Origin of the sequence: Candidatus Pelagibacter sp. (genome assembly GCF_052049935.1) — a bacterium.
Classification (GTDB): Bacteria; Pseudomonadota; Alphaproteobacteria; order Pelagibacterales; family Pelagibacteraceae; genus Pelagibacter.
This window is the reverse complement of sequence record NZ_JBNGZA010000004.1, coordinates 49,813-62,173: the sequence shown is the minus strand read 5'-3', so window position 1 is coordinate 62,173 and position 12,361 is coordinate 49,813. Positions and strand designations below refer to the sequence as shown.

General features: G+C 29.8%; 14 protein-coding genes. 9 read left to right on the top strand and 5 right to left on the bottom strand.

The features are described 5' to 3' along the window. The first annotated feature begins 13 nt into the window (after window positions 1-13). The 9 genes from sfsA to grxD are packed head-to-tail and all read left to right on the top strand — an operon-like array spanning window position 14 to window position 7,234. A complete protein-coding gene (gene sfsA, locus ACTT90_RS02940; RefSeq protein ID WP_440937363.1) occupies window positions 14-712 on the top strand; it encodes a DNA/RNA nuclease SfsA in 699 nt (232 codons plus the stop codon). Next, a complete protein-coding gene (gene map, locus ACTT90_RS02935) occupies window positions 705-1,475 on the top strand; it encodes a type I methionyl aminopeptidase (RefSeq protein WP_440937362.1) in 771 nt (256 codons plus the stop codon). The genes sfsA and map overlap by 8 nt, the downstream gene beginning before the upstream one ends. After that, entirely contained in the window at window positions 1,475-2,767 is a 1,293-nt protein-coding gene (purB, locus tag ACTT90_RS02930) for an adenylosuccinate lyase (protein ID WP_440937361.1), read from the top strand. Before map ends, purB begins: the two co-directional genes overlap by 1 nt. Then, window positions 2,767-3,552: a phosphoribosylaminoimidazolesuccinocarboxamide synthase gene (gene purC, locus ACTT90_RS02925; protein ID WP_440937360.1), complete on the top strand. Its 786-nt coding sequence runs from the start codon at window positions 2,767-2,769 to the stop codon at window positions 3,550-3,552. Before purB ends, purC begins: the two co-directional genes overlap by 1 nt. Beyond that, complete coding sequence (gene purS, locus ACTT90_RS02920; RefSeq protein ID WP_440937359.1) at window positions 3,549-3,782, top strand: phosphoribosylformylglycinamidine synthase subunit PurS; 234 nt, start codon at window positions 3,549-3,551, stop codon at window positions 3,780-3,782. Before purC ends, purS begins: the two co-directional genes overlap by 4 nt. A gap of 8 nt (window positions 3,783-3,790) precedes the next feature. Then, window positions 3,791-4,474 (top strand): phosphoribosylformylglycinamidine synthase I, encoded by a 684-nt coding sequence (gene purQ, locus ACTT90_RS02915; RefSeq protein ID WP_440937358.1) that lies wholly within the window; start codon window positions 3,791-3,793, stop codon window positions 4,472-4,474. Continuing rightward, the gene (gene purL / locus ACTT90_RS02910) at window positions 4,474-6,666 is read left to right on the top strand and encodes a phosphoribosylformylglycinamidine synthase subunit PurL (protein WP_440937357.1); all 2,193 of its coding nucleotides are present in this window, start codon (window positions 4,474-4,476) and stop codon (window positions 6,664-6,666) included. The genes purQ and purL overlap by 1 nt, the downstream gene beginning before the upstream one ends. 1 nt (window position 6,667) lies before the next feature. Beyond that, complete coding sequence (locus ACTT90_RS02905; RefSeq protein WP_440937356.1) at window positions 6,668-6,898, top strand: BolA/IbaG family iron-sulfur metabolism protein; 231 nt, start codon at window positions 6,668-6,670, stop codon at window positions 6,896-6,898. A gap of 3 nt (window positions 6,899-6,901) precedes the next feature. Further along, window positions 6,902-7,234 (top strand): Grx4 family monothiol glutaredoxin, encoded by a 333-nt coding sequence (gene grxD, locus ACTT90_RS02900; RefSeq protein WP_440937355.1) that lies wholly within the window; start codon window positions 6,902-6,904, stop codon window positions 7,232-7,234. Here grxD and rpsD read toward each other — a convergent pair whose 3' ends face one another. From rpsD to nadE, 5 genes are read right to left on the bottom strand one after another with little or no spacing between them, the layout of a single operon-like run. Then, complete coding sequence (gene rpsD, locus ACTT90_RS02895; protein WP_440937354.1) at window positions 7,235-7,852, bottom strand: 30S ribosomal protein S4; 618 nt, start codon at window positions 7,850-7,852, stop codon at window positions 7,235-7,237. Window positions 7,853-7,887: 35 nt separating this feature from the next. After that, a complete protein-coding gene (locus ACTT90_RS02890) occupies window positions 7,888-8,604 on the bottom strand; it encodes an RNA methyltransferase (protein ID WP_440937353.1) in 717 nt (238 codons plus the stop codon). A 2-nt stretch (window positions 8,605-8,606) separates the two neighbouring features. Beyond that, window positions 8,607-10,208, bottom strand: a complete 1,602-nt coding sequence (cimA, locus tag ACTT90_RS02885; protein WP_440937352.1) for a citramalate synthase — start codon at window positions 10,206-10,208, stop codon at window positions 8,607-8,609. Next, the gene (cysS, locus tag ACTT90_RS02880) at window positions 10,205-11,563 is read right to left on the bottom strand and encodes a cysteine--tRNA ligase (protein ID WP_440937351.1); all 1,359 of its coding nucleotides are present in this window, start codon (window positions 11,561-11,563) and stop codon (window positions 10,205-10,207) included. Before cysS ends, cimA begins: the two co-directional genes overlap by 4 nt. A 45-nt stretch (window positions 11,564-11,608) precedes the next feature. After that, window positions 11,609-12,346, bottom strand: coding sequence for an NAD(+) synthase (gene nadE, locus ACTT90_RS02875; protein ID WP_440937350.1), 738 nt, complete (start codon window positions 12,344-12,346; stop codon window positions 11,609-11,611). Between the last annotated feature and the right edge of the window lie 15 nt (window positions 12,347-12,361).

Sequence of the window (12,361 nt, the reverse complement as noted above, 5' to 3'; positions counted from 1 at the left end):
GTATAATCTATATATGAAATTTACCAAGCCTTTAATCAAAGGCAAATTAATTAAAAGATATAAACGTTTTTTTACAGACGTTAATATTGATGGAGTTACGGTAACAGCACATTGCCCTAATACTGGATCAATGAAAGGTTTACTTGAAGAAGGTAATGAAGTTCATTTACTTAAACATGATGATCCAAAGAGAAAACTTAAATATGGTTTGGAAATAATTAAAGCAAATAAAAATCTTGTTGGTGTTAATACACACTTGGCAAACAAAATTGCGAAACATGCTTTAGAGAATAACCTCATTAAAGAATTTCAAAATCTTGATCAAATAAAGAGTGAGGTATTTTTTAATGAAGAAACAAGATTTGATTTTTATTTAGAGAAAAAAAAAACAAAGATCTTTTTAGAGGTTAAAAATGTCACTTTGTTTAGAGATAAAAAAACTTCTGAATTTCCTGATGCTGTGACTTCTAGAGGCTCAAAACATTTATTAACTCTTATTGATGCCACAAAAAAAGGTTATAAATCTTACTTATTATTTTTAGTTCAAATTCAAAATATGGAAAACTTTAAAATAGCTAAAGATATTGATAGTGAATATTACGAAAATTATTTAAAAGCAAAGAAAGCTGGTGTTAGTTTTTTAGCTTATAGATGCAAAATAAACTCGAAAGAAATTTTTGTAGAAAAAAAATTGAATATTATTGATGAGTAGTTATACAGAAAAATTTGAGAAAATGAGGGTTGCTGGAAAACTTGCGGCTCAAACTCTTGATATGTTAACAGACAACGTAAAAGAAGGAGTTTCAACTGATCAAATAGATAAACTTGGATATGAATTTATAAGAGACAACGGTGGATATTCTGCTCCACAATTTTATAGAGGTTTTAAAAAGTCACTGTGTACTTCTTTAAATCATGTCGTTTGTCATGGTATCCCTGGAGATAGAGTTTTAAGAGATGGCGATGCGATAAATATAGATGTAACTGCTATTGTTGATCATCATTATGGCGACACTAGTAGAATGTTTTGTGTTGGTGAAACTTCAATTAAGGTAAATAATTTGATTGATGCAACTTATAATTCTATGATGAGTGCTATAAAGATATTAAAACCAGGATTAAAATTAGGCGATGTTGGTTATACAATTCAATCTTATGTGGAAGAAAAAGGTTATTCTGTTGTAAGAGATTTTTGTGGTCATGGAATAAGTACTATTTTTCACGAACCTCCAAATGTTTTACATTATGGAAGTAAAAATTCTGGAATGGAGCTTAGACCAGGAATGACATTTACTATCGAACCAATGATTAATTCAGGTAAATTTCAAACAAAAATGCTAAATGATGGATGGACAGCTGTCACAAAAGATAAATCTTTATCAGCACAATTTGAGCATACTGTGGGTATTTCTGAAAATGGATATGAAATTTTTACAGAATCTGCTAAAGGTTATACGAAGCCTCCATATAAATAATGATAAAACGATATTCTAGAAAAGAGCTCACTGATATTTGGTCAGAAGAGAATAAATACAAAATTTGGCTAGATGTTGAAGTTGCTGCGGCCGAAGCAATGGAAAAACTAGGTCATATTCCCAGAGGTGTTTCATCAGTTGTTAAGAAGAAAGCAAAAATTAATGTTAAAAGAATTCATCAAATAGAGACTGATGTAAAACATGACGTAATTGCCTTTTTAACTTCAGTTACAGAAAAAGCTGGTATTAAAGCAAGATACCTTCATCAGGGTATGACATCATCTGATGTCTTAGATACAAGTTTTAATATTCAACTTGTTCAATCTGGAAAAATTTTACTCCAAGATCTTGATAAAATTCTTAATGTTTTAAAAAGACAATCTAAGAAATATAAATTTACTCCATGTATGGGTAGAAGCCATGGAATTCATGCTGAACCAGTTACTTTTGGATTAAAGCTTGCATCTTTCTATGAAGAATTCAAAAGAAACAAAATTAGATTAAACAGCGCGATTGATGAGGTTTCAACATGTGCAATTTCAGGTGCTGTTGGAACATTTGCTAATATAAATCCCAATGTAGAAAAATATGTTGCAAAAAAATTAAAAATGAAAGTAGAACCTATTTCTACTCAGGTTATACCAAGAGATAGACACGCATATTATTTCTCAGTTTTAGGAATTATTGCAGGATCAATTGAAAGAGTTGCAATTGAGATAAGACATTTGCAAAGAACTGAGGTTTATGAATTACAAGAATATTTCTCAAAAAAACAAAAAGGCTCATCAGCAATGCCTCATAAAAAGAATCCAATATTAAGTGAAAACTTAACTGGACTTGCAAGAATGGTAAGAAGTGCAGTAATCCCTGCCCTTGAAAATATTGCTCTATGGCATGAAAGAGATATTTCACATTCTAGTGTTGAAAGAAACATTGGGCCAGACGCTAATATTACTTTAGATTTTGCATTAGCAAGGCTTGCTAATCTTTTAGATAATATGATCATTTATCCAAAAAAAATGCTTGAAAACTTAAATTTAACTAAGGGGCTAATTTTTTCTCAAGAAGTAATGTTAGAGTTAACAAAATCAGGTTTAAGTAGAGAAAAATCTTATAGAATTGTGCAAAATTATGCAAAAAAATGCTTTAGTGAAAATCTAAATTTAATTGATGTAATTAGACAAGATAAATTCATAATGTCTAAAATTTCTGAAAAGAAATTAAAGACTATATTTAGTTACGCGAAACATTTCAAAAATGTGAATATAATATTTAGAAGAGTATTTAAATAATGAAAAAAGGTAAAAAACTTTATGAAGGAAAAGCTAAAATAATTTATGCTACATCTGACAAAAATTTAGTAATTCAATATTTCAAAGATGATGCAACGGCTTTTAATAATCAAAAAAAATCTCTTATTGAAGGTAAAGGTGTTTTAAATAATAGAATTTCAGAACATATCCTTACAAATCTTAAACAAATTGGAATAAAAAATCATTTAGTAAAAAGATTAAATATGCGTGAACAGATTATCAAGCATGTTGAGATTATTCCAATTGAATTTGTATTAAGAAATGTTGCAACTGGTTCAATTACCAAAAGGTTAGGTATTGAAGATGGAACAGTTCTTAAAGAACCTTTAATTGAATACTGTTTAAAGGATGACAAATTAGGTGATCCATTGATTTCTGAAGAACATATTTTAGTTTTTGATTGGGCAACTAAAAAAGAAATAGAAAAAATAAAAAAAATGGTTCTTCGTATTAATGACTTTATGGTTGGTATGTTTAGAGGTGTAGGAATTAAACTGATAGATTTCAAATTAGAGTTTGGGAGAATTAAGTTAAATGGAAAAAATGAAGTTATATTAGCTGATGAAATAAGCCCTGATACTTGTAGATTATGGGACAGTATTACAGATAAAAAAATGGATAAAGATAGATTTAGAAAAGATCTAGGTGATTTAATCCCAGCTTATACAGAAGTAGCACGAAGATTAGGTATCTTACACGAGCAATCTAATGTATCAGCAGTAAACGTAACAAAACTTTCAAGCGTTAAGAAAAAAAGGAAATGAAAATCTCAGTAATCATTACTCTAAAACAAGATGTATTAGACCCCCAAGGTAAAGTTATAAACCAAACTCTTACAGGTATGGGTTTTGATAATATAGACGAAGTAAGACAAGGAAAATATTTTGAAATTAATGTTAATGAACAAGATGAAAATAAAGCTAAAGCTCAGGTTGAAGAAATGTGTAAAAAACTTTTAGCTAATCTTGTAATTGAAAATTATAAAATTCTTTAAAATTAATAATGAAATCAGCAGTTATTACTTTTCCAGGTTCAAATTGTGATAGAGATATGCATGTCGCTTTAAACAAATTTGGCTTTAAGAATAAAATGGTATGGCACAACGATAATGAGATTCCAAAGTCTGATTTGGTAGTACTTCCAGGAGGTTTTTCTTATGGAGATTATTTAAGATGTGGAAGTATGGCGTCAAAATCTAAAATAATGAAATCTGTAATAGAATTTGCAAAATCAGGTGGATTAGTTATGGGAATTTGTAATGGGTTTCAAATTTTAGTTGAAACAGGTTTAGTTCCGGGTGTTTTACTTAGAAATAAATACTTAGAATTTATTTGTAAAAATGTATTTGTAAAAGTTAATGATAAAGATAGCTCGTATTTTAAATATCTTGATAAAAAAGTACTAGAATTTCACATAGCTCATAATGAAGGAAATTATTTCTGTAGCAAAGATCAATTAAAAGAAATTGAAGATAACAACCAAATTGCAGCTTATTATTGTAATGAACAAGGTCAAGTTGATGAACAATATAATCCAAATGGATCAATAAAAAATATAGCAGGAATTTTTAATAAAGAAAAAAATGTACTTGGAATGATGCCTCATCCAGAAAGAATGATTGATAAAAGTTTATCAGGCGAGGATGGCTCAATATTTTTTGAAAATTTAATGAATAATATCAAGTAATGGAAGTAAACGAACAAGTAGCAGTAGATCACGGTCTTAAAAAAGATGAATATGCTAAGATTTGCGAATTATTGGAAAGAACCCCTAATATTACAGAACTTGGTATTTTTTCTGCAATGTGGAACGAGCATTGCTCATATAAGTCTTCAAGATTACATTTAAAAAAATTACCAACAAAAGGTAAAAAAGTTATTCAAGGACCCGGTGAAAATGCAGGTGTTATTGATATAGAAGATGATGATGCAATTGTATTTAAAATTGAAAGTCATAACCACCCTTCTTTTATTGAACCCTATCAGGGAGCAGCCACAGGTGTTGGAGGTATAATGAGAGATGTCTTTACAATGGGAGCAAGACCTATTGCTAACCTTAACTCAATACATTTTGGCTCAACTCATCACAAAAAAACTAAAAATTTATTGAGAGGTGTTGTTCATGGAATTGGTGGATACGGAAATTGCATGGGAGTACCAACAATTGCAGGTCAAACAAGTTTTGATAGTTCATATAATGGAAATATCTTAGTTAATGCAATGACATTAGGTTTAGTTAAAAAAAATAAAATTTTTTATTCAAAAGCAGCTGGTCTTGGAAAACCTGTGATTTATGTTGGATCAAAAACTGGTCGTGATGGAATTCATGGAGCCAGTATGGCCTCTGCAAGCTTTGATGATAAAATTGAGGAAAAAAAACCAACTGTACAAGTTGGAGATCCTTTCACTGAAAAGCTTTTGCTTGAAGCGTGTCTTGAATTGATGGCAGGAGATTCAATTATTGCAATTCAAGATATGGGTGCAGCAGGTTTAACTTCGTCAAGTATTGAAATGGCTTCAAAGGGAAATCTAGGAATTGAGATTAACTTAAACAAGGTTCCTTGCAGAGAAAGTAAGATGACTCCTTATGAGATCATGCTTTCTGAGAGTCAAGAGAGAATGCTTATTGTTTTAGAAAATGGCAAAGAAGATCTTGCTAAAAAGATATTTGATAAATGGAATTTAGATTTTTCAGTAATTGGTAAGACAACAGATACTAAAAGAATAGAATTATTCTTTGATGATGAAAAAGTTGCAAACATTCCTGTAAATATACTTGTTGAAAATTCACCAATGTATGACCGTAAATGGAAGAAAGCAAAATTACCTAAAAAAAACAAAATACCAAAAAAAGATTTAACAAATTTAAAATTTAAAGACGTCTTAAAGAAAATATTATCTAATCCTAATGTTTGTAGTAAGCAATGGATATGGGAGCAATATGATCATACTGTAATGGGAGATACTATTCAAAAACCAGGTGGTGATAGTGGTGTAGTAAGAGTTCATGGAACTAATAAAGCAGTTGCTGCTTCAGTAGACTCTTCTGCTGTTTATTGTTGGGCTCATCCATTAACGGGAGGAAAACAAGTTGTTTGTGAAAGTTGGAGAAATTTAATTTCAGTAGGCGCCAAACCAATTGCAATAACAAATTGTCTCAACTTTGGAAGTCCAGAGAATGAAGAAAACATGGGAGAGTTTGTTGAGTGTGTTCAAGGTATTGGAGAAGCAAGTAAATATTTAAACTTTCCTGTGGTTTCAGGAAATGTGTCTTTTTATAACCAAACAAAAGAAATTGGAATTAAACCTACACCTGCAATTGGTGGAGTTGGATTAATAAAAGATTATTCAAAAATGATCACTATGGAATTTAAAGAAACTGGCAATAATGTTTTGGTAATTGGTAAAACTGAAGGACATATTGATCAAAGTTTATTTGCAAGAAACATTTTAGATGAAAAAAATGGCCCTCCTCCTGAAATCAATTTATTTAATGAAAAAAATAATGGAGAAACTTTATTAAAACTTATTGAAAGTGACTTAATAAAAAGTGCACATGATGTTTCTTTAGGTGGAATAATCACAGCAATATCTAAGATGTGTATTAAAGGAAATAAAGGGATTGATATTAAAAAACCTAAATCTTTAATGAACGAATTTGAGTATTTTTTTGGTGAGGATCAAGGAAGATATATCATTGAAGTAAATAAAGATGATTTAAAAAAAGTAACAAATTTATTAAACAAAAACTCAGTACATTTTGATCAACTTGGAGAAATTAAAGAAAAAAACCTAACAATTGATAAAAAAATAGATCTTTCAGTTGACGATTTGAAAACATTTAATACAAGTTGGCTTAAGGATTACATGAGTAAATAATATGGCAATGGATTTAAAAGAAATTGAAAACTATATCAAAGAAGCATTACCTAATGCTATTGTAGAAATTCAAGATTTAGCAGGCGATGGAAATCATTACTCTGCTACTGTGACTGCGTCTGAATTTTCAGGTAAATCAAAAATTGAACAGCATAAATTGGTTTACAATTCTCTTAAAGGTAAAATGGGAAACGAACTACATGCACTAGCAATTAAAACAAAGGAAAAATAGAATATGAACGATGAAATTAAAGATATGATACAAAATGAAATTGATAACAATGAAGTATGTTTGTTTATGAAAGGCACACCTGATGCACCACAATGTGGATTTTCAATGGCAGTATCTAACATGTTAAAAATTCTTGAAGTAAACTTTAAAGGTATCAACGTATTAGAAAACCAAGAACTAAGAGAAGGAATTAAAGTATTTAGTGACTGGCCTACTATCCCACAACTTTATATTAAAAAAGAATTTGTTGGTGGCTGTGATATCGTAAAAGAAATGTACGAAAACGGTGAGTTGAAACAAGCTCTTGAAGCTAAAGGAATAAATTTTAAAAAATAATTATCTAGAGTAATATTCGATTACTAGATTTGGTTCCATTATTACAGGATACGGAACTTCTTCAAACTTAGGTACTCTTACAAATTTAAGTTTTTTATTTTTTTCATCCATCTGGATGTATTCTGGAATTTCTCTTTCTTTACTAGCAAGAGCAATATCAATAATTGCTAATTGTTTTGATTTATCTCTAATCTCAATTGTATCTTCTTCTTTCACTAAGTAGCTAGCAATGTTTACTTTTTTGCCATTTACTTTAACGTGACCGTGATTAATTAATTGTCTTGCTGAAAAAATCGTTGTAGCAAATTTTGCTCTGTAAATTACTGCATCTAATCTTCTCTCTAAAAGTCCAATTAAATTTTCACTTGTATCTCCTTTAAGCATTGTCGCTCTTTTATACATATTTCTAAATTGTCTCTCATTCATGTTTCCATAATATGATTTTAATTTCTGTTTAGCTTGTAATTGGATACCATAATCTGAAGGTTTAGATGTTTTAGCTTGGCCGTGTTGCCCAGGTCCATATGCTCTAGTGTTGAATGGGCTTTTTGGTCTGCCCCATAAGTTGACTTTTAATCTTCTGTCTACTTTATGTTTAGAGTTTAATCTTTTTGTCATGTGATGACGGCTTTATAAACTTAGTTTTTGGTTTGTCAATCAACGTTTTTCCCTAAACTAGCAAATACGCTTGATAAAATACGAGTTTCTTTATCTGATAATTCCATTTTATAGAAAATATTCCTTAAATTTTCCAACATGATAGGTTTTTTCTCTTTAGGCTTGAAAAAGTTAATTGAATCGAGGTTTTGTATACAAAGATTGGCCATAGCTAGTATCTCTTTTCTAGATGCAGACTTTACTTTTTTTGATTTTTTATAATTAAAAGACTTTGATTTTAAAATGCTCGAAACATACTGAGCAATAATAATTAAACTATGAGATAAATTTAAAGATTTGAATTGAGGATTAGTTGGAATTTGAAGTGTGTAATTAGCATAACTAATTTCATTATTTGATAATCCTGATGCTTCAGATCCAAATAAAAAACCAACTTTCTTATTAAAATTAATTTTTTTCAAATCCACTAATGAAATATGTTTGATATTTTTATTTCTAAATCTTGCTGATGTAGCTATTAAATAATCTATTCTCTCTACAGCAGGGCCTAATTCGTTAAACACTTTGGATTTATTAATAATATTTTTAGCTCCAACTGAGGTTGCTAGTATCTTATCATTTGGATAAATAGGTTTTGGATTAACTACACATAAGTTGGTAAAATTAAAGTTCTTTAAAGCTCTAGCACAAGCTCCTATGTTCTCAGATAATTGAGGTTTATGAAGAATAAAAGTAATGTTATTTGTTTTCACAATTATTTACTAGCTGGAGCATTGTCTTTAAATAATTTGTAATCCAAACTATCTATTAATGCCTTAAAAGATGCATCAATTATGTTTGGAGATACACCTATTGTGAACCAATTTTTACCCTTCGAGTCTGTACTTTCAATCGAAACTCTTGTTACAGCTTCTGTTCCTGTATTTAAAATCCTAACTTTATAGTCTACTAATTTTAAATCTTTTAAATACTTTGAATATTTTGAAATTTTATCAATATTATTTCTAATAGCATTATCTAATGCATTAACTGGACCATTACCATCACCTTCACAAACAATTGTTTCACCATCCACCTCTAATTGTGCTTTTGCAGAAGAAATTATTTCACCAGATTTATTCTTCTTAACCCCAACATCATATTCTTTAATTGAAATATATCTTGGTATCTCACCCATTATTCTTCTTGCTAACAATTCAAATGATGCATCAGCACCATCGTAACTATAACCAATAAATTCTCTGTCTTTTACTTCGTCTAATAGTTTTTTAATTTTTGGATTATCTTCTTCAAAATCAACTTTTAAACTTTTTAATCTTGAAACAATGTTTGACTTTCCTGATTGATCTGACACAACTATATTTCTTGAATTTCCAACTTCTTCAGGATCAATATGTTCGTAAGTTTTAGGATCTTTTTGTACAGCTGAAACATGTAATCCTCCTTTATGAGAAAATGCTGCTGCACCAACATAGGGTAAATGTTTATTTGGTTTTCTATTCAAAATTTCATCTAACAATCTTGAACATTGAGTTAAATTTTTAATATGATCTGATTTAATATTCATTTCAAATTTATCAGAAAAGTCTTTCTTTAAATAAAAAGTTGGGATTAATGACATTAAATTAGCATTTCCACATCTTTCACCTAAGCCATTTATAGTACCTTGAACTTGCCTTGCGCCAGACATCACAGCAGCTAAAGAATTTGATACGGCATTTCCTGTATCATTATGTGCGTGAATACCTAAGTTTTTTCCTGGAATAAACTTTGTTACTTCTTTAACAATATTTGATACTTCATGAGGTAAAGTTCCACCATTAGTATCACATAGCACAATCCATCTTGCCCCTTTTTCATATGCTGCATTTAAACAGGAAATTGCATAATCTTTATTTGCTTTGTAACCATCAAAAAAATGTTCTGCATCAAACATAAATTCTTTTTTTTGTTCAACAAAATGTGATGCGCTCTCACTTATGTTGGATAAGTTTTCATCATTAGTAATTCCTAACGCAACATCAACATGAAAATCCCAAGATTTTCCAACCAAACAAACTGCATTGGTATTTGAATTCATTAAAGCAGATAAACCTGGGTCATTTTCTGTACTTCTTCCAGATCTCTTGGTCATACCAAAACAAGTTAGAACTGCATTTTTAAAGCTATGTTTTTTTTGAAAAAATTCTGTATCAGTTGGATTTGCACCTGGCCATCCACCTTCAATGTAATCAACACCCAGATTATCTAAAGCAGATGCAATTTTTTCTTTGTCATCTACTGAGAAATCTACACCTTGTGTTTGTGCACCATCTCTAAGCGTTGTATCAAAAATGTATAATCTCTCTTTACTCATTTAAATTTCCAGACGGTTTTACCATCTTTGTCTTCTATTAAAACACCTTTGTCTAAAAGTTCATTTCTTATTTCATCAGCTTTTTGATAGTTTTTTTCAGTTCTTGCTTTATTTCTTTCACTAATCTTTTCTTCAATTTCCTTCTCAGTTAAAGAAACATTTTTTTTCTTATAAATTAACCATTCTTCTTTTGTTTCAGTTAAAAAGCCTACAAATTTACAAGCAGAGATAAAATTTTTTTTATCATCATCTCTTCCATTTACAGCATTATCATACAGCTTATGAAGATTAGCAATATAGCCTGGTGTGTTCAAATCTTCATAAAGTGGTGAAATTATTTCATCTGTTATATTAACTGTTTCAAATTTTTGATCATAAATTTTGTACCATTTATCAAGTGTATTTTGACAATTTTTTAAAAGTTTATCATTCCAATCCAAAGGTTGTTTGTAATGCGCACTCATTAAGGCAAATCTAATTACCTGACCACTGATGTTACCTTCTCTAAAATCTTTTATCTTTATAATGTTGCCTTGAGACTTTGCCATTTTTTCATTCGACATTGTGAGGAAAGCATTGTGAACCCAATAATTTGCAAATGTTTTAGTACTATTAGCACATCTTGATTGGGCTATTTCATTTTCATGGTGAGGGAAAATTAAATCTATTCCTCCTCCATGAATATCAAATTCATTTCCTAAAAATTTCTTCGACATTGCAGAGCATTCTAAATGCCAACCAGGTCTTCCTCTTCCCCATGGAGAGTCCCATCCTGGTTCATTATCATTTGAAGGTTTCCATAAAACAAAATCCTCAGAATTTTTCTTATTATCACTTACTTCAATTCTAGAACCTGCAATTAATTCATCTAATTTTTTATTTGAAAGTTTTCCATAATCTTCAAATTTTTTAACTTCAAAATAAACATGTTTTTCATTTTCATAAGCAAAACCTTTTGAAATTAAAGTTTTTGTCATCTCAATCATTAAATCGATGTGTTCAGTCGCTTTTGGTTGATGATTGGGTTCTTCACATTTTAAAAACTCACAATCTTCAGCAAAACTTTTAATAATTTTTTCAGTAAGTTCCTTTATTGAAACATTGTTTTCTTTCGCAAAATTAATGATTTTGTCATCTACATCAGTGATATTTCTTACATAATTCACTGATTTAAATTTATTTTTTAAAACTTTGTATAGAATATCAAATATGACAAGTGGCCGAGCGTTACCTATGTGAGGATCATTGTATACTGTAGGACCACACACATACATTCTTACATTGTTCTCATCCATTGGAAAAAATTGTTCGCGCTTATTGGACAAATTATTCGTTAAATAAATTTCTTTAGCCATAAAAATATGAATATACTTAAAATTATGATTTGTGAATCAAATTGATTAGTTAGGAATTTTACACACTGGAATTGGCTCCATTTTGTGTAAATTTTGGTTACGAATTTTTTCGTATTTTTCTCTATGAAGAGAGTTTGGATTTACCATAGCATCTTCAAGCTCAGGATATTTAAAACCTAATTGTCCTTCATCAGTTCTGCCATCATCCCATAATCCATCGGTTGGATCAGCTTTAATAATATCATTAAGTATACCTAGCTCTTTGCCTAATTCCCAAACTTCTGTTTTGTTGCAATCTGCAATTGGAGAAATATCAACTCCCCCATCACCATATTTTGTGTAAAAACCTACTCCAAAATCCTCTACTTTATTTCCAGTACCCACAACAATACCTTTGTTTGCTGCAGCTACTTGATAAAGTGTTGTCATTCTTAATCTTGCTCTTGAATTTGCAAATCCATGCTCATTGTCGAAATTACTCAAACTTTTTGTAAAACTTTCAAATAAATTATCTAAATTTATTGTATGAGCCTCTACATTATCAAAATTTTCTAATAACCATTTTTGATGTTTTAAACTTAAATCATGTTGATTTGATTTCTGTTTAATTGGCATTGTAAGAACAATTGTTCGCAATCCTGTCATAGCACTTAGAGTGCTTGAAACAGATGAATCGATACCACCTGAAACTCCAATAACTAAAGATTCAGCTTTTGATGGCATTCCTAGTGCGTAATCTTTAATCCATTTAGAAATGTATTTGGCTTTTTCTGTAACATTCATAATTATTAGTTAAAC